We start from the raw sequence: 24,543 nt of genomic DNA, 5'->3' as shown, positions 1-24,543 counted from the left end.
GCGAGACATGAAATTAAAAGGAAGAAACAAGGTTAGTCCGGATTTTAGTATGTCTTCAATGACAGATATAGTATTTCTGCTATTGATATTTTTCATGCTTACTGCAAACTCTCCAAATGCTTTGGATTTATTATTACCTAAGGCAAAAGGAAAGTCTACGAATACGCAAAACGTATCTGTAAGTATAGATAAGAACTTACAGTACTACGTAAACAACGAGAAGATAAACGGAGAATACATAGAAATTGAACTTAAAAAGGCACTAGAAGGGCAGGATAAACCCACTATTATTTTAAGGGCTGAAGAAAGCGTTGCTATTAAAGAAGCGGTTAACGTTATGGATATTGCCAATAGAAATAGTTATAAGGTAATCTTGGCTGTGCGACCCAATTAATGTCATTCCTAGACACGAGACACAAAAAAAAATCATTTACACTTACTACATTTCTGTTAAGTGTACTCTTGCTTGTATTGTTCTATATAGGCCTTACCTATATGGACCCACCTATCGAAAACGGAATTTCCGTTAATTTCGGTACAACCGAATTTGGTAGTGGAAAAGTACAGCCCAAAGAGAAGATTCGTTCAGAACCTTTGGATACACCACCTGTTGAGCCTTCAAAACAAGAAGAAGTTGTAGAAGAGATAGAGGAGGTTGCAGAAGATGTACCTGAGGAAGTCGTAGCTAAAGAAGCTCCGGCGGAAAAGGTATTGACGCAAGAGAACGAAGAATCCATCAAAATTAAAAAAGCAGAGGAAGCCAAGAAGAAGGCAGAGGATGCTCAGAAGGCTGCTAAGAAAAAGGCGGAGGACGCCCAGAAAAAAGCAAAAGCCGAAGCTGCTAAAAAAGCCCAAGAGAAAAAAGCTGCAGAAGATAAAGCCCGTAAAGAGCAGGAAGCCAAAAAGAAAAAGCTTGATGCCCTTATTGGTGGTATCAGTAAATCTGATGGCAATGCTTCAGGCAGTGAAGGTGACGATAACAGAGCTGGCGATAAAGGACAGCAAGATGGTGATCCTTACGCAACTAGTTATTATGGTAGCCCAGGTTCTGGTAGCGGAACAGGTGGTTATGGACTGAACGGCCGTTCTTTGGTTGGTAAAGGTCAGGTAAAACAACAATGTAATCAAGAAGGTAGAGTAGTGGTAAAAATCATTGTGGACCGAAACGGTAACGTTGTAAGTGCTACACCAGGGGTTAAAGGAACTACCAATAATAGTCCTTGCTTATTGGATCCAGCAAAGAAAACAGCTATGAAGCACAAGTGGAACTTGGATTCTAATGCGCCAAGTCAACAAGTCGGTTTTGTGGTGGTTAATTTTAAGCTAGGAGAGTGACCTATAAGGAGACTTTAGATTGGATGTTTACGCAACTTCCAATGTATCAGCAAAAAGGAAAGCAAGCCTATAATGCCAAACTTGATGGTATTCGAAACTTCGCAAATCATTTAGGTAATCCGGAAAATAAATTCAAGAGCATTCATGTTGGTGGAACCAACGGAAAAGGATCTAGTAGTCATATGCTAGCATCTATTCTTCAAGAAGCGGGTTACAAGGTTGGTTTATATACTTCACCTCATCTAAAAGATTTTAGAGAGCGGATTCGTATAAATGGCGAATGTGTAGGAGAAAATTTCGTGATTGAATTTATAGCGAACAATCAATCTTTTTTTGAAAATCATCATCTATCCTTTTTTGAGATGACCGTTGGCATGGCCTTCGATTATTTTGCAAAGGAAAAGGTTGATATAGCCATAGTAGAGGTTGGTTTAGGAGGAAGGTTGGATTCTACCAATATTATAACGCCAGAAGTAAGCCTTATTACTAATATAGGTTTTGATCATGTAGATATGTTAGGAGATACGTTACCTAAGATAGCTTTTGAGAAAGCCGGAATTATTAAAGAAGGTGTTCCTGTGGTGGTAAGCGAGTTTCAGACTGAGACCGCAGAAACTTTTCGGGATGTTTCTAAATCAAAAAATGCAAAGCTCATTTATGCCGAACAAGAAATTGATGAGGTGTATGAAACCTCGCTTTTAGGAGCTTATCAAGAAAAGAATGTAAAAGGAGTTATGGCTGTTATAAAAAAGCTTGGTGGTTTTGCTATTACTCATAACCAAATGCGTTCTGGACTTCTTAAAGTAGTTCAAAATACGGGCTTAATGGGAAGGTGGCAGCAATTACAAACTGCCCCAACTGTTATTTGTGACACGGCACATAACAAAGAAGGTCTGTCTATTGTGATAAATCAGGTAACCCAACAGAAATTTAAAAAATTATTTATAGTCCTAGGTTTTGTGAAAGGCAAGGACCTTAATACGATACTACCATTGTTTCCGAAAGATGCAGAATACTACTTTACGTCCCCGGAAATTTCTCGTGGATTAGAGGTTAATGAGTTGGTAGACAGGGCGAAAGAATTTGGCTTGGTCGGCAAAAGGTTTACGGCTGTTAAGGCTGCTTATAGCGCAGCTCTGGCAGATGCGGGACCTGAGGATTTCATCTTTATTGGAGGTAGTACGTTCACTGTTTCAGAAGTTATTTAATTTTTTTTTCTTTTTTCTTTTGAGAACTAAAAAAGAGTCTTATATTTGCACACCTTTTGGGGCAATTAGCTCAGTTGGTTCAGAGCACCTCGTTTACACCGAGGGGGTCGGGGGTTCGAATCCCTCATTGCCCACCAGAATCCTCAAGCATGAAAATGCTTGAGGATTTTTTTATTTTGGGCAGTTTTTATTGGGTAATATCAACATTGTGATTCATAAAAAAAATCCCATCTAATTCAATAAGATGGGATTTTTTAGTTTCAATGGTTCGGTAATTATCTATCCTTTTCCGATTACAATTTTTAGCTTCTCGTTGCTCTCCTGTATATTTTTGGCTGTTTTGGCACTAACACCTGTTTGCCATAAATAAACACGCTTAAGACTACTTATTTTCTCTATATCGGGTAGACAGGCATCAGTTACTTTAGTTCCATATAGATTAAGTGCTTCTAAATGCTGTAATCGAGATAGGTGAGCCACTCCTTTATCCGTTATTCCTGTTTTTTCTAATTGTAGACGGGTAAGGTTGGAAAATTGTGAGACACTAGAAAGCCATTCATCCGTAACATTACTATTGGCAAGGGATAGCCAAGTAATGTATTCTTTTACCTTTTCAAGTTCAGCTAGTTTTTCCTTGGTTAGGTCGGATCCAGAATATTTGATATCTAATAAAGAGTTATCAGGTCCTAGAGTTTTAACTTCAAACCCATTTTGAACTAAATTTGACAGTTGTGTACTGTCTAATTTTTTAAGTTGTACGGTTTCGTACCAAGCTTTGGGGTTGGTGTCAATGCCGTAACGTCTAAGTAAAACCGGCTTTATATTTTCAGTAACTTCTAAACTGGTAAGGGAGCCTATAAAAGGAGCTCCTTGTTCAATCCACCATTCTACGGTTTTTATTTCATCGTAGGTGAGGGCATTGTTTGTGGGTGGCATGAATTTTACGTTCTTTGGTGGAAGCGTAATCCTTCTAAACAGTTCGCTCTCTTGCGTATTTCCTGCTGCAATAACATTTTCGCTCTCACCACCCATTCTTAAAGAATCAGGATGACTCATATTAAGTCCGCCTCTTTTTATTTCATCGTTATGGCAACCTACACATTTTGCTTGAAAAATTGGAGCTACCAAATTAGCATACACCTGAACGGAATCTGGGTTGGCAAACTTCGGAAGCGCATTTTTGTCTTCCGTACCACCTAATAGTTTTTGAATAGGAGCAGGTGCGTATTCCGTAAGATAAGTTTCGCCGTGTGTTAAATTTCCGCCTTTATGGCCTTCAATAAAAAGCATGGCCAATAAAAGTATATTGAAACCGTGTTGTAATTTAATAGGAAAAGCTTTTGGCTTACTTTTAAGATACCATCCTATAAAAGCAACAACGACCAAAGCTATGCCAAGCCAACGGTGCGAAAATAAGTACTCTTCTTCGTATAAGCCTGTTTCGCCCAAGAACCAACCAGTAACAGCAGCTCCAGCAGCACTTAATGCTCCTAGTAGCCAAGCGATGGGTATTAATTTACTTTTAACCTCGGTTTTTTTGAAGCTTTCGTACCATTCTAATGCAATGGCAAGAAAAAGAAAGCCAATTGGCATGTGTACAAAGAGGGGGTGAAAACGACCTATAAATGTTGTGAATTCTAGTGCAATCATAATTATTGGTTCTAATCTTTTCGTTCCAGTTGATGATAAATCGATTTTAAATAATTTCTTTCTTTTTTGAATAAGTGAGTCGTAGTAACTGTACGATTAACTTTTCCTAAAATTATCTAGCAATCTTTATGTGAGATTTAGTAAATCTAATGCGATTGATGCAAAATACATATTCCTGATGTTAGCAATAGGGTAACAAATGGTCAAAATATGCATTGTTCAGTTTTTGTGCATTTTATTTATTGGTGATTTATATAGAATAAACTGTTAGTGTAACTGTGAATTGGGGAGTTTTAGGGGTTTCTCTTGGTTGGATTAGATTGGTAAGGCATTGGCCTTAAGGGCAGAACAATTTAGAAATGGATTGTTGGTTCGAAGTGGTCTAATTAATGTTTTCTTAATCCGAAATTAATTTTACCTTTGGCCTTCTATTTTAGGGTCATTAGCTCAGTTGGTTTAGAGCGCTGCCTTGACAGGGCAGAGGTCACTGGTTCGAATCCAGTATGTCCCACATTATTACACTTTGTTAGTAGTATTATTATGATTCGCACTTTGTCTTCGCGAAAATCATATTTTTCGGTTTTAGTGACCTTTTAGGTCTAAAACTCCTTTTTTTAGGGAATAAATGAATATTTATTCTTGTTAAAGTGACTTTTTGGCTTAAGTGGTTTCCTACTAGGTATATAACCCGTTAATTACTAAGTGTGTTTAATCCATTTATTCTGCTTTTAGTTGTTAGTTTAATCATCTTCTTGGTCATAGTATTATTTGTAATACCTTCTGTATTGACATCTAAAAAATATATCAAGGAAGGTAACAGTTCTTCGCGACCGCGGAGAAAGGTTAAACTGAGAAAAAACGTAAAAGAACGATTAGAATAATATCTGTCTGTTACAGTAGTCTTTTTTATTCCCTTTTCAGTTTGTAGCGCTTCAAGAGTAGTCCTTATTTTTGACTGATTTTCTAAATTTATCTATCGTATTTGTAGAAGTATATTATTTGATGTGACTTTTTAATAATTGTTGTGTCTAATTCTATACACTAACTAAATTACTATATGATGAATGATCTTGTATTTGTTTTTTTCAGTATAAGTATTGCCATATTCCTTTTAGGTATGGTAGTAATGTTACCTAACATCCTATTTTCGCCAAATGGCGTAACTAAGGACATTAAGCCAATAGGTTTCGCGGATGACTCTGTCATAAATGAGGCAAAATCTTTAGGTCTTGCAGATGAGGCTGCAGCTAAGGAGAGAAAATCTTTAAGTTTAGCAAATGAAAAGGCGAGACAAAAAAGAATGGAAAAGATAGAAAAAACCTATCGCAGAAGACATGAAAAATTGAACGTTTAGTTTTAACTTAAGAGTCAGTTTTTAGTATCCATTTTTGTTAAGGCAAATGCCTTTCCTAGAAGTTCTTTGAAATATGTAGCAAACATGTATTTTGGTTAATAAGAAGTCTCGTTAATTACTTTTAAACATTAAGGGTGGTTCTTGATGGTATATTTTTACCTTTGCATGTCTTTGATAAGTCTGTTAAGATTCATAAAAAGATTTTTTGTTTATTTATGAATCGCAATTAAGTAACAAGCAACCTATACCAAATATTGGAAACAGAAGTAGTACCGGAGTCAATGTCGGATGAAGAGCTCGTGCGAAAAATAGCTAGGCACAATAATGCCATGCTGTTTGCCGTGCTTTACGATAGGTATGCTCAAAGGGTGTATAATAAATGTTACAGTTTTTCCAATTCGCAAGCAGAAGCTCAAGATCTTACGCAAGATGTTTTTTTGATGCTTTTTGTAAAACTGTCAAGTTTTAAAGGAAAATCAAAATTCTCTACTTATAGGTATACGCATTCACATATAATTTTTGTGTGAATTATGTAAACAGGAACAAGCAGAGGTTGATGAGCGATAAATCTGATTCTATTTCCGAATCTACGAAGCCTATGGCGGTTGTGGATGACGATGCGGAAATAGCGAATATGCGTTCGGAAAAACTTAAAAAAGCCTTGGAATTGATTGATCCCGAGGACAAAAAAATATTGCTTTTAAAATATCAAGACGATATATCGATAAAAGAACTGACCTCAATTTTAGATGTTGGTGAAAGTGCCGTTAAAATGCGGCTGAAACGAGCTAAGTCACGTATAGTGGAAGCTTATAATAAAATACCATAACGTCTATGGAAAAGAAAAACCCATTTAAGGAAATGGAAGACTCGCTACATGAGGTTCCTCCGCATTTGAAAAAAAAAGTTATGGATGATATAGCTTCGGCTAAACTTGTTATGGACATGGCTAACTTGTTCACATGTAACTATAAGTCTGCAATTGAAGATATATTCAAAACTAACCCCGACATTATTTAACGCGTAACATCTAAGAGAAAAATGGATAAAGTTTCAGAGTGGCAAAATTTAGCTTTCAATACCTTAACCTCAATCATAAATGATATTGCTTCCGCATTGCCTAACATTATAGGCGCAATAGTAATTTTGCTGATTGGTTGGGCTATTAGTAAGATAGTTCGTTTTGTTTTAAAGAAAGTATTTAAGATTGCGCAATTAAGTAAGCTTTCGGATAAAATCAATGAAGCAAAGTTGTTTGGGGATAGTAATGTAAAAATCGATATTGAAAAAGTTTTACTTCAATTCGTAAAATACATTCTTTTATTAGTCTTCATAATCGTAGCTGCAGATATTGTAGAGTTAACTATCATATCGCAAGAAATTGCTAACCTATTACGTTACTTGCCTATTCTGCTTAGTGCTATGGTCATTCTTATGATCGGATTGTATGCTGCTAAACTTATAAAGTCTGCGTTAAAGAGCGTCTTTGACTCTATGGGTTTTGGAGGAGGTAAGCTTGTAAGCAGTATAGTTTTTTATGTCATAATAATTTTTGTGACAATTACTGCATTAAACCAAGCGGGTATAGATACGTCTATGTTCACAAGTAACTTTACCCTTATACTTGGAGCATTTTTGTTAGCCTTTGCATTAGGTCTGGGTCTTGGGTCTAGAAATGTGGTAGAGAGCCTATTAAAGACTTTTTATGCAAGAAAAAATTATGCCGTTGGCGATAAAGTTAAGTTTGCTGATATAGAAGGAACTATAGAGGCAATAGATAATATAAGTGTAACCTTGAATACAAAAGAAGGTAAGCTAATTGTTCCTATAAAGGAAATTGTAGAAAACAGAGTTAAGTTAGGGTAGTATTATAAGTAAATAGATAGTTGGGGCGGTGCTTTAGGGAGCGCCGCCCTTTCTTGTTTAGTGTAATTAGATAGTATCCAGAATTCGTTCTAAAGCCATGCCCCGAGATCCCTTTATAAGAATAAGACTTTCTGAATGTAGTTGATTTTCCTTAAGAAACTCTTTGAGTTTATCAAACGAGCTGTATTTCTTAAGGTCAGTTTCTACACGGTTAAAGTTTTCGCCCACAAGTATCACCTCATCAAATTTTAGTTTCGTCGCTAAATTGGCTATATTTTGGTGTTCTGCAGCGGCTATACTTCCCAATTCGAACATATCCCCAAGAAATGCAATTTTGTGATTCCCTTCCATTTGAGAAAAGTTTTCTAGAGCGGCCTTCATGCTTGTTGGGTTCGCGTTATAGGCATCAAGGATAATTTGTTGGCCGTTACGGGTAATAATTTGTGAACGGTTGTTGCTAGGGGAGTAGCCTTCTATGGCTTCCTTAATTTTTTCCAAAGGAACATTAAAATATTTTCCCATTAGAATAGCAGCAGCGCAGTTGGTAAAATTATAACTTCCTACTAATTGCGATTCTATGCTATTATCTTCAACGGTTACTTTTACAAACGGGTTTGCACCTGAAAATGCTATTTTGTAAAACTCTTTTTGATTGGTGCTAAATCCATATTTTTTGATGTAACCACCCAATTTTTGAAGTTGAATAGGGTCATCTGCATTCATGAAAACATGTTTATCGTTTTTAGTTAGAAAATCATATAATTCACTCTTGCCTTTAATAACACCTTCTTCACTTCCGAAACCTTCAATATGGGCTTTTCCAAAATTTGTAATGTATCCAAAATCTGGTTGCGCCAAACTACATAGAAATTCAATTTCTTTTTGATGGTTGGCTCCCATTTCTACAATAGCAATCTCGGTATCTTCTTTAATGGAGAGTAGGGTAAGGGGTACGCCAATATGATTGTTGAGGTTGCCTTTGGTAGCTATGGTGTGGTACTTTTTTGATAGTACTGCGTTAATCAGTTCTTTGGTGGTTGTTTTGCCGTTACTTCCAGTTAATCCAATAACCTTAGCGGTGGAATGATTTCTATGGAAGGAAGCCAATTCTTGAAGCGCCTTCAATACATCATCAACTACAATATATTTATCAGACTCTGCATATTCACTTTCATCAATAACGGCATATGCAGCACCGTTTTCTAATGCCGCAGAAGCATATTTGTTTCCATTAAAGTTATCTCCCTTTAGAGCAAAGAAAATACTGTTTTGTTTTATTTTTCTAGTATCCGTACATATTTCAGGAAACTCCAAAAAGATACTATGTAATTGCGCTGTTTTCATAAAGTAAAAGTATAAAAAAAGTCCCGGCATAATGTACCGGGACTTTCTAGAAAATTATATTTTTAAAGAGCTTATCTTACTTTTTTGCCCCTTGGTGTTTTGTTCTTTGTTTTAGACTTAGAACCAACTCTAGACATTGCGCATCTGAAACCAACATAATCGGTAGCCATATACTGTGGCATATATCTTCTTTGTGCTGGGTCTAACCAGTAAGCTCTATCTCTCCATGAACCACCTTTGTAAACTCTTACTTCGTCATTAATTAATGTTGATCTGTTGTTTGAGTGGTCATATTCACGTACTAACTTTCCTGCTGAGTCACGCTCAACACTGTGCTTTGGTGAGTTGTACATTTTTTTGCTGTCCTCTTGTTCTTCATCCTCATCGCTAAACTGGTCAAAGAATCTAGACGAACCTGCATCACCATCACGGTATCCTCTGTTATCACTAGAAGAGAAGTTTGTTCTTAGGTAGGTTTCTTCTTCATCAACAGGAACCATTTTAATTTCTCCTGGAAGATTCATGGCAATTATTTTTCCGTTTGGCATAGTATCATACATTACAGAATCTCTAAGAATGTTTACTTTGCCATCTTCGCCAATTGCAGTTTTCATATAAATGTTACCACGGTAGTAGTTGAAATCACTTACTTCATCATCTACTATAGGTCTGTAAACATCTGCTACCCATTCGGCAACGTTACCGGCCATGTCATAAAGTCCAAGATCGTTAGGCTTGTAAGACATTACTTGAGCAGTAATATCAGCGCCATCATCAGACCATCCAGCAATTCCGCCGTAATCTCCTTTACCTTGCTTAAAGTTGGCCAATTGATCACCTCTTCCTACGCGTTGTCCGTTTCTAGTGTAATCACCATCCCAAGGATATTTTTTTCTGCCTCTATAGTTGTTATATTCACGAGTACCTTGGTTTGCTTGGGCAGCATATTCCCATTCAGTCTCTGTAGGTAATCTATATTCTGGCATAATTACACCGCTACTTCTTTTTGCAAATGTATTTACACTGTCTTTTTTAGCTTTTCCTTGTAAAGAATCTATTTGACCATTGTAAACAGATTCAGGTCTGTTAAGATAAGCCTGTGTGCTGAAAGTACCTGTAACATCTCCTTGTGCTGCTTTATATTTAGCATCTTCTGCCAAATATCCTTCTCTTTCTAGCATAACTTCGTTTACACGGTCTGTACGCCATTCAGCAAATTGGGTAGCTTGAACCCAGTTAATACCAACTACAGGATATTCTGCGTAAGCAGGATGTCTTAAGTAGTTATTGGTCATGGTCTCGTTAAAACCTAAACGGTTTCTCCATACCAATGTATCTGGCAAAGCTCCTTTATAGATATTGGTATATTTAGGATCTTCTGGAGGATAAACACTCTTTAAATAATCAAGATACTCTAAATACATAACGTTAGTTACCTCAGTCTCGTCCATATAAAAGGACTGAACGTGCTGCGATGTTGGAGTATTGTTCCAATCATGCATAACGTCATCTTGTACCTTACCTTTGGTGAAAGTACCACCTTCAACAAATACAAGGCCTATGGAGCCGTTTCTTGTTCTTTAAAATCCGTATTGTATTGAAAACCACCTTCTTTGGCATTTATTTTCCAACCTGTGGCTCTCGACACATCTTTGGAGGAACCGGATTTCTTACAGCTGGTAACTGTAAAACCTCCTGCTAGTACTGCACAAGAAAGTACAACTTTGATAAACTGTTTTTTCATAATTAGGACTTGAGTTCAAATAGTACCACTGCTAAAATGGTAGCGCAGGTGGTTATTTTATTTTGATTAATTTTTAGTATCACTTTCGGCATATAAAACGATGTTTTGCACATAATATTTTATTTGCCAAAAATTATTTTGTCAAACAGGAGCTATCGTATTTTGATATAACCTAAGCCGCCTTAAAAATCATAACGGTACAAATAGCTTTATAGTATGGCTACACGTATTTCTTTTGCTTAAAAACATGTGGGCCGAACCTAATATTTTTTTAGGAACGCGAAATTACAAAAGATGTACGTACTTTGTACACCGATTTTAATTTGAAACGAAAATTTAAAAATATTGTAATTCTTATGCAAGATATTCCTTAAATGGCCGTTTAGATGTAATACATCTAATATTTTTTTTAGATGTGGCACTATATTGTAATATTTGACCGACTAAATTTAGCTCTATTAAAAAATGAAAAAACTTTCAATACTCGTTTTGCTTGTGTTTGCAGGTAAAATATCGGCCCAAGAAATAGGTGATCGGGTAATTACAACAGCAGTTCCTTTCCTGAATATTACGGCAGATGCCAGAGCAGCAGGTATGGGAGATTTAGGTGTAGCTACTTCAACCGATGCGTATTCGCAACAATGGAACCCTGCAAAATTTGCGTTCGCAGAGCGTAAAATGGGGATTAGTATGGGATATACTCCTTATTTGCAGAATACTGTTTCAGGAATAGGGCTTTTGAGCGCAAGCTATTTTAATAAAATAAACGATCAGAGCGCATTTGCAGTTAGTCTTAGGTATTTTACATTGGGAGATATTGAGTTTCGGCAAACTTTTTCGGATGCCGGATACTTAGTTAAGCCTAATGAATTGTCCTTGGATGGATCTTATTCATTAAAATTAAGTCCTACATTTTCAATGGCCGTTGGCGGCAGATATATCAGGTCTAATCTTAAATTTCAAACAGAAAATGTAGATGCTGTCTTAAGTAAGTACTTTCGCGGTAGATGTTGCTGGTTTTTATCGTTCGAGAGAAATAGCCTATAATAAGTTTGATGGTCGATGGAGGGCTGGTTTTAATATTTCTAACTTAGGAGGTAAAATAGCTTATGATGAAAATGGCCAAGATAATTTTATTCCTACTAACTTAAAGTTTGGTCTTGGTTTCGATTTTATTCTTGACCAAGGATAATGTTTTAGGTTTTACTTCTGAATTTAATAAATTGTTAGTGCCAACACCTCAGGATTTTAATGGCGACGGGGAGTTGAATTATATTGATAATGATGAATACCAAAGTATTGGTTTTTTAAGCGGAGTTTTCAAGTCTTTTGGGGATGCGCCTGATGGTTTTAGCGAAGAGCTAAAAGAAATGACATGGGCTTTAGGTGCAGAGTATACATATCAAGATGCTTTTATGTTCCGTACGGGTTACTTTAATGAAAGCGATGTAAAAGGGTATAGAAAGTATTTTACTATGGGGGCAGGTTTCAAGTTTGAATCTGCACAAATAGATTTATCATATTTATTCTCCACCTCTAAAATTGCTAATCCAATTGAAAATTCACTTCGTTTTTCCGTGACCTTTAACTTAGGGGAGGAATTCTATAATGATTAAGAAATCAATAAATATATATAAGAAAAACCTGCCATACGGTAGGTTTTCTTATTTTAGTCCCTCACTAAAAGAAGTATGCAAAAACAGAACATAACTTTTGAATTGACCATTTTTGATTCTATTGAAGAGCTTTCAAAAGAAGATAACGCATTAATGTTAGATGCTATTAACGCTAGGAAGAACGCCTATGCTCCATATTCCAATTTTCAAGTTGGGGCAGCAGTGCTACTAGAAAATGGCGAGGTTGTTATTGGTAATAACCAAGAAAATGCTTCATACCCTTCAGGTCTTTGTGCTGAGCGGGTCGCAATTTTTTACGCGGGAGCTAAATATCCGGGAGTGGGTGTAAAGGCTATAGCTATTACGGCTACATCTATAAATTATCAATTAACTGATCCAGCTGCACCTTGTGGCAACTGCAGACAGGCTATTTCTGAATACGAAGTCAAGCAGAAAAAACCTATTGCATTAATGATGATGGGCGAAAAAGGCAAAGTTTTCAAATGTAATTCTATGGCCGATATTCTGCCTTTAGGCTTTGATAGTTCCTTTTTGTAACAGTTCTTGACATCCTTAGGATAAATTCTAACAAACCTTTTTCATCTATTTTTTTCAACTATTAATTTAATATGTATTTTTGCTCTTCTGGTCCGTTCCGTGAAATAAAGTGGAATAGTCAGGTTGTTGTAACCAAGAATCCAAATTATTAGCATCAATGAAAAAAATAACTAAAGAAGTATATCTGCAATGGTATGAAGATATGATGTTCTGGCGTAAGTTCGAAGACAAGCTTGCACAGGTATACATTCAACAAAAAGTTAGAGGTTTTTTACACTTGTATAATGGTCAAGAAGCGGTTTTGGCTGGTTCGTTGCATGCAATGGACTTAACTAAGGATCGTATGATTACTGCTTACAGGAATCACGTACAGCCCATTGGTATGGGAGTTGACCCTAAAAGAGTAATGGCAGAATTATATGGTAAGGTTACAGGTACCTCTCAAGGTATGGGTGGATCAATGCATATTTTTTCTAAAGAGCACCGTTTTCACGGAGGTCACGGTATCGTAGGGGGTCAAATTCCTTTAGGTGCAGGTATGGCTTTTGGTGATAAATACGCGGGTAGAGACAATGTTACCTTATGTTATATGGGTGATGGTGCTGTGCGTCAAGGTGCGTTTCATGAAGCATTGAACTTGGCTATGCTTTGGCAACTTCCAGTTGTATTCATTTGTGAAAACAACGGTTATGCCATGGGTACTTCGGTAGAAAGAACATCTTACTCAACAGAAATTTGGAAACTAGGTTTAGGTTATGAGATGCCTTGTGGTCCTGTAGATGGTATGGATCCTGTTACGGTGGCTCAGGAAGTTAGTAAAGCTGTTGATAGAGCGCGCTCTGGAGGTGGACCAACTTTTCTAGAAATGAAAACATACAGATATAGAGGTCACTCTATGTCAGATGCACAGCATTATAGAACTAAGGATGAAGTAAAGGAATATCAGAAGATAGACCCTATTACTCAAGTACTTGATATTATTAAAGAGAATAATTACGCATCCGAAGAAGATATAAAAGCAATAGACAAAAAGGTTAAAGAGTTAGTTTTAGAATGTGAGAAATTCGCAGATGAATCTGACTATCCGCCAGTACAGCAATTGTACGACATGGTCTATGAGCAAGAAGATTTTCCATTTGTAGAACATAAATAATTAGCTAAAATGGCAGAAGTAATAAACATGCCCCGCTTGAGCGATACCATGGAAGAAGGTACCGTAGCCAAATGGTTGAAAAACGTTGGTGACAAAGTAGAGGAAGGCGATATACTTGCAGAGATAGAGACTGATAAGGCTACAATGGAATTTGAGTCTTTCTATGAAGGTACTTTGTTGCATATTGGTATTGCAGAAGGAGATGGAGCCCCAGTAGATTCTTTGTTAGCTATTATTGGCGAAGAAGGTGAGGATATTTCATCACTTTTAAATGGAAGTACAAGTGCTTCAGAAGATGAAAATACTGAAGAAGCTAGAGCCAGAGAGCAATAGCTCTGAAGGTTCCGGTGATGCTTCTGCAGAAGTTCCCGAAGGTGTTGAGATCGTAAAGATGCCACGCCTTAGTGATACTATGGAAGAAGGTACTGTTGCTGCTTGGTTGAAAAAAGTTGGTGATACAGTAGAGGAAGGCGATATACTTGCAGAGATAGAGACTGATAAGGCTACAATGGAATTTGAGTCTTTCTATACAGGTACTTTGTTATATGTTGGTATTCAAGAAGGAGAATCTTCTCCGGTTGATGCGGTATTGGCCGTTATAGGACCTGCAGGTACAGATGTTGATGCTGTGCTTAATGCTAAGCCATCATCTGGTGCAAAAGCAGCGTCTTCAGATGCTAAGAAAGAAGAGCCTAAGAAAGAAGCTGCCAAAGATACTTCGGCGTCAAAACCGGTAAACGACGGTCAGCGTATTTTTGTTTCTCCTCTAGCTAAGAAAATTGCTAAAGAAAAAGGTATTGATTTATCTAGTGTTAAAGGTTCTGGAGATAACGGAAGAATCGTTAGAAAAGATGTAGAAGGTTATACGCCTGCTGCAGCTGCTCAAGCTCCAAAAGCCGCTGTTCAAGCTGCTGCACCTGTAAGCGCTCCGGTAATTTTACCAGTAGGAGAAGAAGGTTCGGAAGAAGTTAAGAATTCGCAAATGCGTAAAACCATAGCGAAACGATTGTCTGAGTCTAAATTTACAGCACCACATTATTACCTTACTATAGAGGTGGATATGAGTGATGCAATGGCGTCAAGAAAGCAAATCAACGCCTTGCCAGATACAAAGGTTTCTTTTAATGATATGGTTGTGAAAGCATGTGCCATGGCATTGAAGAAGCATCCGCAAGTTAATACTACTTGGAACGGAGATACTACACGTTACAACCACCATGTTCATGTTGGTGTTGCCGTAGCGGTAGACGAAGGTCTTGTTGTTCCTGTGTTGAAATTTACGGAGCAGTTGAGTTTAACTCAGATTGGTTCAGCCGTTAAGGATTTGGCCGGTCGCGCTAGAAACAAAAAATTGACTCCAGCAGAAATGGATGGAAGTACGTTTACAGTTTCTAACTTAGGTATGTTTGGTATAACGGAGTTTACTTCAATTATCAATCAGCCTAATTCAGCAATTCTATCAGTAGGTGCTATAGTTCAAAAACCAGTGGTTAGAGAAGGTCAAATTGTTGTGGGTAACACAATGAAAGTAACTTTGGCATGTGACCATAGAACGGTTGATGGTGCTACAGCAGCTCAATTTTTATCTACATTACGCGCGTATTTGGAAAACCCGGTAACTATGCTGGCTTAAACAGATAGCAAACTATTATAATAAAGGCATCTCGGTTATTTCGGGATGCCTTTTTTTATTTCTAAATTGTACCTTAAAATTATTACACCTATGAAAAAGTCTTTTCTGTTTTTAGCTGGTATGTTGGCCTTATCTTGTGGCTCTTCAAAAATTGACGAATCGGTAACCCTTCAAAGTGAAGAAGCGGTGAAATTTGATCGTAGCTTAATGGAAGTTCCCAAGAAAGCTGGAGATGTTAATGGTATAGGTAGTGCGGTAAATACTTCGCAAAATCAGTTTGCTAGCGCAGAAAAAGTAGGTGCTATTATGGGCTTTTTGGCTTCAGACGAACTCCAAGGTAGAGATACCGGTAGTGAGGGAATAGAAAAAGCGGCTGAGTTCATAGAAAACATTTTTTCAAAGAATAATGTTAAGCCTTATTTTGAAACGTATAGAGATAACTTACCTGACTATGAAACACCAGCATTCAATGTAGTAGGTGTGGTTGAAGGTAATGACCCTAAATTGAAAAATGAGTTTGTAATCATTGGTGCTCACTATGATCATATAGGTCTAATTGCCGAGGAGAACGGAGATAAGATAGCTAACGGGGCAAACGATAATGCAACAGGTACAACCACCGTATTGGAGCTAGCGCGTTATTTTGGAAAAGCAAAGACAAACAAACGTAGTATTATGTTTGTTCTCTTTACAGCTGAAGAAAAGGGATTGCTCGGTTCAAAACATTTGTCGCAAAAACTTAAAGAGGAAAATCTTAATCTCTACGCGATGATTAACTATGAGATGGTTGGTGTACCATTGGTTGGTAAAGATTACTTGGCCTATTTAACTGGCTTTGAAGAATCGAACATGGCGGAGGTGGTAAATAGCTATGCAGATGAGACCTATGCAGGTTTTCTTCCAAAGGCAAAAGAATTCAATCTTTTCAAAAGGTCGGACAATTACCCGTTTCATGAAGCTTTTGGAGTGCCATCTCAGACTTTTAGTACGTTTGACTTCACGAACTTTAATCACTACCATAAAGTAGGCGATGAGCTTTCTGAAATGGATTTTGGACATATGGCCAATTTAATAAACAAGAGTATTCCAGTAATTGAAGGAGTCGTAAATGCACCAACTAAAGAAATCAAATACAACTAATGGCAAATGTTATTATAACTGGGTCGAGTAGAGGTATAGGTTTTGAACTGGCTCAATTGTTCGCGGATGAGGGGCATAAGGTTTTGGCTTTATCACGTAACGACAAACCTATTTCGGAATTAGGCCACAAGAATATTTTCAGTTTTCCTTTTGATCTTGGTAATCCTTCGGATTTTAAGAAAATGGAAGATTTCATTGATGAAAATTTTAAAACCGTAGACTTGCTTATTAATAATGCAGGACGGTTGTTGAATAAACCTTTTCTAGAAACCGAAGCTAATGAGTTCGAGGCTGTTTATAAGGTAAACGTATTCGGGGTTGCAGAGATGACTAGAAGAGTTGTTCCTAAAATGCCTAAAGATGGGCATGTCATTACTATTAGTTCTATGGGTGGTGTTCAGGGTAGCGTAAAATTTACTGGCTTGTCTGCTTATAGTTCTAGTAAAGGTGCCGTTATTACACTAACAGAACTTTGGGCGGAAGAGTTCAAAGAAACTGGGCCTTCATTTAACGTATTGGCCTTGGGTGCTGTTCAGACTGAAATGTTGGAAGAGGCTTTCCTGGGTATGAAGCACCAACAACTGCTTTGGAGATGGCTCAGTATATCAAAAACTTTGCGCTAACGGGGCATAAGTTTTATAATGGTAAGTTGCTTCAGGTGAGTAATAGTACGCCATAGTATTATATAACAGTAAACATTCTATCTAAAATCGTCTTAGTTTGTTTTGCTGCAATTTTAGGTGTCAAAGAAGTGTCTGATATGCCTGAAACTACTTTTGATATATTGTGGTCGACAGTACCGCTATTCGTCCAAGTGCTAGTTGGAGCTGTAGTCAGGTAGGCTGAAAAATTATGGTGTCCAGAACCTGGTCTTTCTCCTATAATATGAACAATACCTTTACTTTCCGAAGTGTTTCTTTTTCCAAAAAGTATTTCTCCACAAGCGTACCCTGCACGTACTCTGCCATGTTTAATTACAATGTTCTTTGAGCTCACCGAGTATCCACTATTTTTTAAAGTAGATTTTAAACTATCGATATATGGTATGAGATGACCATCATCCATCAGTGCTCTCGGGTTAAGGCCGTCAGATATGATAAATTGAATATCGGGTATTTGTTCAGCCCACGAAATGCGAAGATTTTAAAGTCGTCTAACAGCGGTTTCAGCTAATATTTCGCCAGATTCTGGATGGTAAACATAATCTTTCCTATCTGTTGAGTTCGTGGTTATAGCTATTGCTTCTGGTACGGTTGCCATAAAGGCAGGGGTTATCTCTGTCCATAAACTTGTTTTGGCATCCTCATAGAGTAACCTTACTTCTCTCTCTAGTTCAGGTTCAAGATCGTAAATATTTTTTCCATACCCTTCGGCTAACGGAATGCCCCGTTGTCGTATGTTGTGCATAGTAATTTTTCCCTCATCGTAGATTTCCAACATGCTCCGTTTGTCTCCCTTAGCTTTGCAATATTTGTAGAAAACCCAAAGTGGATCTCCGAAATGCTTGGTAGGTTTATTGTTTAAATCTATTATTTCAATTTCTTTAAAAAAGTCCCACATGGCATCATTTACTTTATAGCCGAAATGTTCACGTATGCGAATATGGTCAGAGAAAGAAGTTGTAAGGTAGCTTAACATAGGATCGTTCTTTGTGGGCAATGCCATCAAATAGGCTGGATTGGCGGGCATAATTTGTGAAATACACCAATCTAAATCTTCAAGGCTAACATCCATATGTAATGTTGAGCAAATGTCCAAACCAATGGTGAGGCCATGAAGTTTACCCATGACTGTATCTTCAAGACAACATCGAACTAACTGTTCTTTTGTCTTGAAAACCTCAGGCCCTATAAACCCAGCTACATCATTTACGAGAAACCAAGGTGCGTCTTCTTTGGGTTTGCTATTTTTGACCTGAGCTTTTAATGCTCTTATGAATCCGTATTTGCGTGCTTCGTGTAACACCATGTCAAAACCTTTTCCATGGCCATTCGTGAAATCTGCTCCTTGTCCGGTTTCGGCATATAATCCAAATTGTTTAGTTCGATTTGCGACATGTTGTTGCATTTTTTCAATACTAACGTCAAAAGTAGTGTTAGCGTCTACAGTACCTGCTAGACTTTGAAACCAAATGCCTGTAGTACCGGGGTAGAGTTTTTCTACTTCTGCTTGAACGTCAATATGAGATAGTACGCAATTAGGTAACGTTTCTTCAAGTTTAAAAACACTTAAAACTTCATGTAAGGTCTTTTCGATGTTTGCAACCGATTCTATTTCACTTGATACTGGGTTGGTGCCTAATACTAGATCACCTACACCATAAGACCATGCGTCGAAAACTTGCCAGAGAATGTCTTCTTTGTTATCGGTAGGTGAGTTTGGTTGAATTCGAGCACTCAAGTAGCCTTTGCTTCCAATGTTACTTTTTGGCAGAGGGTTGAAAACCTTTTGACCAACCTGTATAAGCTCTTCGTTGGTCATTAGTTTTACTAAGCAACCAATAATGTCACTTTGAAGTGCCGGCATTATTCTTTTAATTTCGCTTCAGATTTTTTTAAGATGAATGATTTTAATTGGTTCATGGTAAAGTTATCGACTTTGCGATTTCTTTCTGTAGAAGAACCGATTACATCCGTAATGCCATCTTGATAGACCGATATATTATTTAGTTCATTAATTTTTGTATTGCCAAGTAAAGTTTTTGCTCTCATTCGAGAAATTGAGTCAGCGGCCGCTACACCTAAACTTAAGTCTCCTTCTTTGAACTCATTAGCAGCACCTATAATTTGTCTATGCAATGTGATGTTATAATCACCTTTTAGACGCTTTATATATTCGAAAATAGATTCACCTTTATGTACTTCTGAAAGCGTTACACTTACGTTTGGTGCTACTGAAGTAAGTTGGCCATATAGTTGATTTTGGCTGAAAAATGCTGCTGAAGCTCCAAGTAAACCCATTCTTGTCAAGAATTGTTTTCTGCTAATACTGCCCATATACCTCTATCTTTAATGTTTAAACTATAGCCTTAATAGTAAGGTGAGTACTCTAAGTTAAATATTTTTGACGAAGCCTTTCATTCACTTAACGATTTATTAATGAACTTCCCTTATTTTTGTTCGTAGTGAGAAATGTGTTACAGAAATATCTTCCCGAACGGGCTATTGATTCGTGTTTAGAGTTGATCAAGAAAACAGGTGTAAACTTGAAAGTGGTTAATGAAAGGGTTACGCGTCATGGCGATTACCGTAGAATGCCTAACGGAATGCATCAGATAACCGTAAATGCAAATCTCAATAAATATCGGTTTTTAATAACGTTAATACATGAAATTGCTCATTTAGTAGCATTTGAAAAGTATGGTAGAACTATAAAACCACATGGAGCGGAATGGAAACATATTTTTCAATATCTGATGTTACCATTTATTCGACCTGAAATATTTCCTACTCAATTGTTGCCTCTTTTAGCTAATCATTTTAAGAATCCTAAAGCAAGTAGTAGTACAGATGCTTAAGGTTGTCAATAGCCCTGAAGCATTTTGATGAACAACAAACAAATAGAACTTACGTTTTTGAAGTTCCCTTAGGTAGTATTTTTCGTATACATAACGGAAAATTATATAAAATGGGGAATAGAAGAGTAAAGCGTTATGAATGTGTAGAGGTAGCTACCGGTCGTATGTATCTTTTTCAACCCAATGCTGAGGTTGAATTAGTTTTTGAATGATGCTTGTAGGAAATAGTGTTAAGAACAAGAAAATAACTAACTTTAAATAAGAACTAGGTAAGTCCCTTGACTTTCGGTTTAATAGCAACAAAGAAATGAAGAACAAAAATTATTACGCAGTTTTAATGGCCGGTGGTGTCGGTTCAAGATTTTGGCCAATTAGTACATCATCTTACCCAAAGCAGTTTCATGATATGTTGGGTACAGGGGACACTTTAATCCAAAAAACTTTTAAACGTCTTAATAAATTTGTGCCTACTGAGAATATTCTCATTTTGACCAATGAACGTTATAATGATTTGGTTTTAGAGCAACTTCCGTTAGTAAAGCAAGACCAAGTGGTTTTGGAGCCTGCTATGAGGAATACTGCGCCCTGTATTTTGTACGCAGCCTTGAAGATTCAAAAAATGAATGAGAATGGTGTTATGATTGTAGCGCCTAGTGATCATTGGATTGAGGATGAAGATGCTTTTGCCAAAGATGTTATTACTTGTTTTGAGAAATGTGAGAAAGAAGATGTGCTTTGTACGTTAGGTATAAAACCATCTTTTCCAAATACTGGTTTTGGTTATATTGAATTTGAAAAAGAAAGTACCGAAGAGGTTAAGAAGGTAAATCAGTTCAGGGAGAAACCTAATTACGAAACGGCGAAGGAATTTTTAGCTCAAGGTAATTTCTTGTGGAATGCAGGAATCTTTATGTGGAGTGTTAAAACTATCGTGAATGCCTTTAAAAACTATCAACCTGAGCAGTATTCACTTTTTGAATCAGGCATGTCTTCTTACAATACAAGCGAAGAAAAAGAGTTTATAAAGAGAACTATCCAAAAGCCGAGAATATCTCTATAGATTATGCGATTTTGGAAAATTCTAAATCCATTTTTGTGCTTCCAGCAACTTTTGACTGGAACGATTTGGGTACGTGGGGCTCTTTATACGATAAGTTGGATAAGGACGAAAACAATAATGCTATAGTAAATAGTAAAGTCATTACAGCAGACGCGTCCGGAAACATGATTAGGTCTCCAAAAGGCAAAGTTGTTGTTGTAGACGGTCTTAATGATTATATCATCGTAGACAAAGAAGAGGTGCTTTTAATATATCCAAAATCGAAAGAACAGGATATTAAAAAAGTGCTGGGAGAGGTTAAAGATACATACGGAGATGAGTATGCCTAAAAGTACAATATGAGCGATAAATTGAATCAAGATAATATTACGCCTACAGAGGAACCAACAGAGAGCCAAGAGGCCGTTAAGCAGGATGCTAAAGGTCTTTGGGAAAGCTTACGAAGGTTTATGCGTGAATTATTGGATATTCGTGAGAATACGGATCAAGAGGCCACCAAAGCCGCTATAATTGCGGATATTCCCTTTAAAGGGCATACATCGTGGATTTTGATTTGTTCTATTTTTATTGCATCTATTGGACTAAATGCTAACTCTACCGCAGTAGTTATTGGTGCCATGTTAATCTCGCCACTAATGGGGCCTATTTTAGGTCTAGGAATGTCTTTGGCCATTAATGATATTGATACATTAAGACGATCGCTAAAGAATTTTGCGGTAATGGTGGTGCTCAGTGTATTGACTGCATACCTGTTCTTTGAGTTTTTTCCTATTCAAGATGAATCTTCAGAACTTCTTGCCCGTACTGCGCCGGACATTCGTGATGTGCTTATCGCCTTTTTTGGTGGTTTGGCACTGGTAATCGCAAGAGCGAAAAAAGGTACGATAGCCAGTGTTATTTTTGGTGTGGCTATTGCTACGGCTTTAATGCCACCTCTTTGTACCGTTGGTTTTGGTCTAGCAATAGGTAATTTGGACTACGCTGTTGGGGCTATGTATTTATTTACGATAAATACAATATTCATTGCTCTAGCTACTTTTTTAACCATCAAGCTTTTGAAGTTTCCAATGGTGCGTTATGCTAATTCTGCAAAGAGAAGGCGTATTGCGCGTATTGCTTCTATTGTAGCTTTATTGGTAATGATTCCTGCGGGAATGACTTTCTATGAGGCTTTTCAAGAGTCTATGTTTAAGAAACAGGCAAATGAGTTTGTAAACGAAACGATAGGGAGATATAAATTTACTGGCGGTGGAAGGTATCTAGATAATTTTACCAGTATAAAATATAATAAGGGAGAAAAACCAATGATTGAATTGGTTTGTATGGGTAATGAAATTATACCAGCAAACATAATTTCTACATGGAATACGATGTTAAAGGAAGACGATGATTATAAACGTCTTGCCAATACAGAGTTACATGTTATTCAAGGTTCTCAGAATGAGCAAGTGGATCAGTTGAAATATATTAATGAGCTTTATGAATCCCAGAAAAACCAATTGTCCAGTAAAGCGGAGAAAATAGCTTTCTTGGAGGCCGAGGTAACTCGTTTGCGAAAGAATGCTTCTCAACAAAAGCAAATACCGTTTAAAGATATAAGTGCTGAGGCAAAGGCTAATTATGAAAATTTAGTTTCGTTGCAATACGATAATGCGGTAATTACCGATTTCAACAAGACGGATACCTTAACTATTTTTGAGGTGAAATGGAAACAGGGTTTAGCTTCCAGTAAAATTGAAGCTGAAAACAAGAGGGTTTACGAATGGTTAAAAGTGCGATTGAAAGATACTACCATTCAATTACGCGGAACTTCTAAATAGAATGAGTGTAATTTAATTTCTCTCCTCAATGTACATTTGACGCACCTTTTTAAAGAGATCAGAAGAATACACAAAATCGGTAACGGTCTCGTTATCGGTTTTAAATATTTCTTTATTAGTACCTTCCCAAGCTTTTAATCCATCCTTTAGGAAAAGAATTTTTTCTCCTATTTCCATCACTGAGTTCATATCATGAGTGTTGATAATCGTGGTGATATCATATTCCTCTGTAATTTCTTTTATTAAGTTATCTATTACAATAGCCGTTTTAGGGTCAAGACCTGAGTTGGGTTCATCGCAAAAAAGATATTTTGGATTCATTACAATGGCACGTGCAATAGCTACACGTTTTTGCATTCCACCAGAAATTTCTGAAGGAAACTTATGATGTGCATCTACAAGGTTTACTCTTTTTAGAACAAAATCCGCTCTGTCCTGCATTTCAGATTTAGACTGTTTGGTAAACATCTCTAGAGGGAATTTTACATTGCCTTCAACAGACATTGAATCAAACAAGGCACTACCTTGGAAAACCATACCCATCTCTTGGCGCAAGTCTCTTTTTTGCTCGTCAGTAAGTTCACTGTATATTTTGCCGTCGTAGCTAATTGTACCTTCTTCAGGGGTAAAAAGACCTAAAAGACACTTAAGAAAAACGGTTTTACCAGACCCACTCTGTCCAATAATTAAATTGGTCTTTCCTTTTTGAAAGCTTGTTGTAATTCCTTTAAGAATATGGGCTTCGTCAAAAGACTTGTGTATGTCGTTTACTTCTATCATTTGCCTAATAAGAGTTGAGTGAGTATGTAGTTGGATACAATAATTACTACGCTCGTCCACACGAAAGCAGTTGTACTGGCCTTACCCACTTCTAAAGCTCCACCTTTCATGTAAAAACCATGATAAGATGGTACTGTAGCCAAAACAAATGCAAATACTAATGTTTTTATAAAAGCATAGGTGACTTGAAATGGCGAGAAGTCTAACTGAAGACCTTCAACAAAATCGGCACTGGTAAGAAATCCGCCAAAAACTCCTGCAATCCATCCACCAGAAATACCAACAAACATTGATATGGCTATAGCAAACGGATAAAAAAGCATGGCAATGATTTTAGGAAAAACAAGATAGTTGAGTGCATTTACACCCATAACGTCTAGAGCATCTATCTGTTCGGTTACACGCATAGAACCTATGCTGGATGTAATGTAAGACCCCACTTTACCAGCCATTACGATGGAAACAAAAGTTGGGGAGAATTCTAAAATCAGTGATTGTCTTGCGGTAAAACCAATAAGGTATTTTGGAATTATTGGATTGGTAAGGTTCAATGCAGTCTGTATAGTTATTACAGCTCCAATAAAGAACGAAATAAAAATAATGATACCCAGTGATCCAAAAATGAGTTCGTCTATTTCTTTCAAAATGAGCGCTTTCATAATGCGCCATTTTGTAGGTTTCTTAAAGACCTCTTTTATCATAATGGCATATCTGCCAATCGATGCTAGGTGTTTCATGGGATGAAAATAGGTATATCCTAACAAA

General features: G+C 37.0%; 19 protein-coding genes, 2 tRNA genes and 6 pseudogenes. 20 read left to right on the top strand and 7 right to left on the bottom strand.

Annotation, left to right across the window (positions count from 1 at the left end):
* Positions 1–7: 7 nt before the first annotated feature.
* The 4 genes from Q5W13_RS04430 (at position 8) to Q5W13_RS04415 (ending at position 2,680) form a co-directional block, all read left to right on the top strand.
* Complete coding sequence (locus Q5W13_RS04430) at positions 8–394, top strand: ExbD/TolR family protein (protein WP_155597740.1); 387 nt, start codon at positions 8–10, stop codon at positions 392–394.
* A complete protein-coding gene (locus Q5W13_RS04425) occupies positions 394–1,335 on the top strand; it encodes an energy transducer TonB (RefSeq protein ID WP_155597739.1) in 942 nt (313 codons plus the stop codon). Before Q5W13_RS04430 ends, Q5W13_RS04425 begins: the two co-directional genes overlap by 1 nt.
* On the top strand, positions 1,332–2,543 hold the full coding sequence (locus Q5W13_RS04420; RefSeq protein WP_304445480.1) for a bifunctional folylpolyglutamate synthase/dihydrofolate synthase: 1,212 nt from the start codon (positions 1,332–1,334) through the stop codon (positions 2,541–2,543). The genes Q5W13_RS04425 and Q5W13_RS04420 overlap by 4 nt, the downstream gene beginning before the upstream one ends.
* 59 nt (positions 2,544–2,602) lie before the next feature.
* A tRNA-Val gene (locus Q5W13_RS04415) sits at positions 2,603–2,680 on the top strand.
* Between the two features lie 142 nt (positions 2,681–2,822).
* Here Q5W13_RS04415 and Q5W13_RS04410 read toward each other — a convergent pair.
* A complete protein-coding gene (locus Q5W13_RS04410; protein ID WP_304445479.1) occupies positions 2,823–4,193 on the bottom strand; it encodes a c-type cytochrome domain-containing protein in 1,371 nt (456 codons plus the stop codon).
* 436 nt (positions 4,194–4,629) lie between these two features.
* Here Q5W13_RS04410 and Q5W13_RS04405 point away from each other — a divergent pair.
* The 6 genes from Q5W13_RS04405 (at position 4,630) to Q5W13_RS04385 (ending at position 7,413) form a co-directional block, all read left to right on the top strand.
* Positions 4,630–4,704: transfer RNA gene (locus tag Q5W13_RS04405), tRNA-Val, on the top strand.
* Positions 4,705–5,250: 546 nt separating this feature from the next.
* Positions 5,251–5,547 (top strand): hypothetical protein, encoded by a 297-nt coding sequence (locus Q5W13_RS04400; protein WP_304445478.1) that lies wholly within the window; start codon positions 5,251–5,253, stop codon positions 5,545–5,547.
* A 281-nt stretch (positions 5,548–5,828) separates the two neighbouring features.
* Positions 5,829–6,074, top strand: coding sequence for an RNA polymerase sigma factor (locus tag Q5W13_RS24615; RefSeq protein WP_368662545.1), 246 nt, complete (start codon positions 5,829–5,831; stop codon positions 6,072–6,074).
* A gap of 29 nt (positions 6,075–6,103) precedes the next feature.
* Positions 6,104–6,376, top strand: a complete 273-nt coding sequence (locus tag Q5W13_RS24610) for an RNA polymerase sigma factor (RefSeq protein ID WP_368662429.1) — start codon at positions 6,104–6,106, stop codon at positions 6,374–6,376.
* A gap of 5 nt (positions 6,377–6,381) precedes the next feature.
* Positions 6,382–6,567 (top strand): hypothetical protein, encoded by a 186-nt coding sequence (locus Q5W13_RS04390; RefSeq protein ID WP_155597736.1) that lies wholly within the window; start codon positions 6,382–6,384, stop codon positions 6,565–6,567.
* Between the two features lie 21 nt (positions 6,568–6,588).
* Positions 6,589–7,413: a mechanosensitive ion channel family protein gene (locus Q5W13_RS04385; RefSeq protein ID WP_304445477.1), complete on the top strand. Its 825-nt coding sequence runs from the start codon at positions 6,589–6,591 to the stop codon at positions 7,411–7,413.
* 66 nt (positions 7,414–7,479) lie between these two features.
* Here the strand turns inward: Q5W13_RS04385 and Q5W13_RS04380 are convergent, their stop codons facing one another.
* Positions 7,480–8,757 carry a UDP-N-acetylmuramoyl-tripeptide--D-alanyl-D-alanine ligase gene (locus Q5W13_RS04380; RefSeq protein WP_304445476.1) on the bottom strand — a complete coding sequence of 426 codons (1,278 nt, stop codon included), beginning with the start codon at positions 8,755–8,757 and terminating at the stop codon, positions 7,480–7,482.
* A 71-nt stretch (positions 8,758–8,828) separates the two neighbouring features.
* Positions 8,829–10,501: pseudogene (gene gldJ / locus Q5W13_RS04375) on the bottom strand (gliding motility lipoprotein GldJ).
* Between the two features lie 465 nt (positions 10,502–10,966).
* Here gldJ and porV point away from each other — a divergent pair.
* The 7 genes and pseudogenes from porV (at position 10,967) to Q5W13_RS04345 (ending at position 17,280) form a co-directional block, all read left to right on the top strand.
* A pseudogene (gene porV / locus Q5W13_RS04370) lies at positions 10,967–12,117 on the top strand (type IX secretion system outer membrane channel protein PorV).
* Positions 12,118–12,192: 75 nt separating this feature from the next.
* Entirely contained in the window at positions 12,193–12,675 is a 483-nt protein-coding gene (cdd, locus tag Q5W13_RS04365; RefSeq protein ID WP_155597730.1) for a cytidine deaminase, read from the top strand.
* A gap of 157 nt (positions 12,676–12,832) precedes the next feature.
* Complete coding sequence (gene pdhA, locus Q5W13_RS04360) at positions 12,833–13,828, top strand: pyruvate dehydrogenase (acetyl-transferring) E1 component subunit alpha (protein ID WP_155597729.1); 996 nt, start codon at positions 12,833–12,835, stop codon at positions 13,826–13,828.
* Between the two features lie 9 nt (positions 13,829–13,837).
* Positions 13,838–14,161: a biotin/lipoyl-containing protein gene (locus tag Q5W13_RS25700; protein ID WP_438364176.1), complete on the top strand. Its 324-nt coding sequence runs from the start codon at positions 13,838–13,840 to the stop codon at positions 14,159–14,161.
* Positions 14,124–15,461 (top strand): pyruvate dehydrogenase complex dihydrolipoamide acetyltransferase, encoded by a 1,338-nt coding sequence (locus Q5W13_RS04355; RefSeq protein ID WP_438364175.1) that lies wholly within the window; start codon positions 14,124–14,126, stop codon positions 15,459–15,461. Before Q5W13_RS25700 ends, Q5W13_RS04355 begins: the two co-directional genes overlap by 38 nt.
* Before the next feature lie 90 nt (positions 15,462–15,551).
* Positions 15,552–16,601, top strand: coding sequence for a M28 family metallopeptidase (locus Q5W13_RS04350; RefSeq protein WP_304445475.1), 1,050 nt, complete (start codon positions 15,552–15,554; stop codon positions 16,599–16,601).
* Positions 16,601–17,280 (top strand): annotated as a pseudogene (locus tag Q5W13_RS04345) (SDR family NAD(P)-dependent oxidoreductase). The gene Q5W13_RS04350 and the pseudogene Q5W13_RS04345 overlap by 1 nt, the downstream one beginning before the upstream one ends.
* Positions 17,281–17,282: 2 nt before the next feature.
* On the opposite strand, the gene Q5W13_RS04340 reads toward Q5W13_RS04345, so the two are convergent.
* Both Q5W13_RS04340 and eutB read right to left on the bottom strand, forming a co-directional pair.
* Positions 17,283–17,666 (bottom strand): ethanolamine ammonia-lyase light chain EutC, encoded by a 384-nt coding sequence (locus Q5W13_RS04340; RefSeq protein WP_304445474.1) that lies wholly within the window; start codon positions 17,664–17,666, stop codon positions 17,283–17,285.
* A 78-nt stretch (positions 17,667–17,744) separates the two neighbouring features.
* Positions 17,745–19,561: pseudogene (gene eutB, locus Q5W13_RS04335) on the bottom strand (ethanolamine ammonia-lyase subunit EutB).
* Positions 19,562–19,725: 164 nt separating this feature from the next.
* Here eutB and Q5W13_RS04325 point away from each other — a divergent pair.
* From Q5W13_RS04325 to Q5W13_RS04315, 3 genes and pseudogenes are all read left to right on the top strand, one after another.
* A pseudogene (locus tag Q5W13_RS04325) lies at positions 19,726–20,330 on the top strand (SprT-like domain-containing protein).
* Between the two features lie 95 nt (positions 20,331–20,425).
* Positions 20,426–21,507 (top strand): annotated as a pseudogene (locus tag Q5W13_RS04320) (mannose-1-phosphate guanylyltransferase).
* 9 nt (positions 21,508–21,516) lie between these two features.
* Positions 21,517–22,998, top strand: coding sequence for a DUF389 domain-containing protein (locus Q5W13_RS04315; RefSeq protein WP_304445471.1), 1,482 nt, complete (start codon positions 21,517–21,519; stop codon positions 22,996–22,998).
* Positions 22,999–23,010: 12 nt separating this feature from the next.
* Here Q5W13_RS04315 and Q5W13_RS04310 read toward each other — a convergent pair whose 3' ends face one another.
* Both Q5W13_RS04310 and Q5W13_RS04305 read right to left on the bottom strand, forming a co-directional pair.
* Entirely contained in the window at positions 23,011–23,778 is a 768-nt protein-coding gene (locus tag Q5W13_RS04310) for an ABC transporter ATP-binding protein (RefSeq protein ID WP_304445470.1), read from the bottom strand.
* Complete coding sequence (locus Q5W13_RS04305; RefSeq protein WP_155597722.1) at positions 23,775–24,515, bottom strand: MlaE family ABC transporter permease; 741 nt, start codon at positions 24,513–24,515, stop codon at positions 23,775–23,777. Before Q5W13_RS04305 ends, Q5W13_RS04310 begins: the two co-directional genes overlap by 4 nt.
* Between the last annotated feature and the right edge of the window lie 28 nt (positions 24,516–24,543).

Source organism: Zobellia laminariae, from assembly GCF_030553095.1.
GTDB classification, from domain to species: domain Bacteria; phylum Bacteroidota; class Bacteroidia; order Flavobacteriales; family Flavobacteriaceae; genus Zobellia; species Zobellia laminariae.
The sequence above is the reverse complement of the archived record's forward strand: the minus strand, read 5'-3'. Positions and strand labels throughout refer to the sequence as shown.

Excerpts from the sequence above, each read along its gene's own strand:
- Q5W13_RS04410 (WP_304445479.1), bottom strand. The coding sequence starts at position 4,193 with ATGATTGCACTAGAATTCACAACATTTATAGGTCGTTTTCACCCCCTC.
- Q5W13_RS04315 (WP_304445471.1), top strand. The coding sequence starts at position 21,517 with ATGAGCGATAAATTGAATCAAGATAATATTACGCCTACAGAGGAACCA.
- Q5W13_RS04380 (WP_304445476.1), bottom strand. The coding sequence starts at position 8,757 with ATGAAAACAGCGCAATTACATAGTATCTTTTTGGAGTTTCCTGAAATA.
- Q5W13_RS25700 (WP_438364176.1), top strand. The coding sequence starts at position 13,838 with ATGGCAGAAGTAATAAACATGCCCCGCTTGAGCGATACCATGGAAGAA.
- Q5W13_RS04425 (WP_155597739.1), top strand. The coding sequence starts at position 394 with ATGTCATTCCTAGACACGAGACACAAAAAAAAATCATTTACACTTACT.
- Q5W13_RS04350 (WP_304445475.1), top strand. The coding sequence starts at position 15,552 with ATGAAAAAGTCTTTTCTGTTTTTAGCTGGTATGTTGGCCTTATCTTGT.
- Q5W13_RS24615 (WP_368662545.1), top strand. The coding sequence starts at position 5,829 with ATGTCGGATGAAGAGCTCGTGCGAAAAATAGCTAGGCACAATAATGCC.
- Q5W13_RS04340 (WP_304445474.1), bottom strand. The coding sequence starts at position 17,666 with ATGGATGATGGTCATCTCATACCATATATCGATAGTTTAAAATCTACT.
- Q5W13_RS04305 (WP_155597722.1), bottom strand. The coding sequence starts at position 24,515 with ATGAAACACCTAGCATCGATTGGCAGATATGCCATTATGATAAAAGAG.
- pdhA (WP_155597729.1), top strand. The coding sequence starts at position 12,833 with ATGAAAAAAATAACTAAAGAAGTATATCTGCAATGGTATGAAGATATG.
- cdd (WP_155597730.1), top strand. The coding sequence starts at position 12,193 with ATGCAAAAACAGAACATAACTTTTGAATTGACCATTTTTGATTCTATT.
- Q5W13_RS04400 (WP_304445478.1), top strand. The coding sequence starts at position 5,251 with ATGATGAATGATCTTGTATTTGTTTTTTTCAGTATAAGTATTGCCATA.
- Q5W13_RS04390 (WP_155597736.1), top strand. The coding sequence starts at position 6,382 with ATGGAAAAGAAAAACCCATTTAAGGAAATGGAAGACTCGCTACATGAG.
- Q5W13_RS24610 (WP_368662429.1), top strand. The coding sequence starts at position 6,104 with ATGAGCGATAAATCTGATTCTATTTCCGAATCTACGAAGCCTATGGCG.
- Q5W13_RS04310 (WP_304445470.1), bottom strand. The coding sequence starts at position 23,778 with ATGATAGAAGTAAACGACATACACAAGTCTTTTGACGAAGCCCATATT.
- Q5W13_RS04385 (WP_304445477.1), top strand. The coding sequence starts at position 6,589 with ATGGATAAAGTTTCAGAGTGGCAAAATTTAGCTTTCAATACCTTAACC.
- Q5W13_RS04430 (WP_155597740.1), top strand. The coding sequence starts at position 8 with ATGAAATTAAAAGGAAGAAACAAGGTTAGTCCGGATTTTAGTATGTCT.
- Q5W13_RS04355 (WP_438364175.1), top strand. The coding sequence starts at position 14,124 with ATGAAAATACTGAAGAAGCTAGAGCCAGAGAGCAATAGCTCTGAAGGT.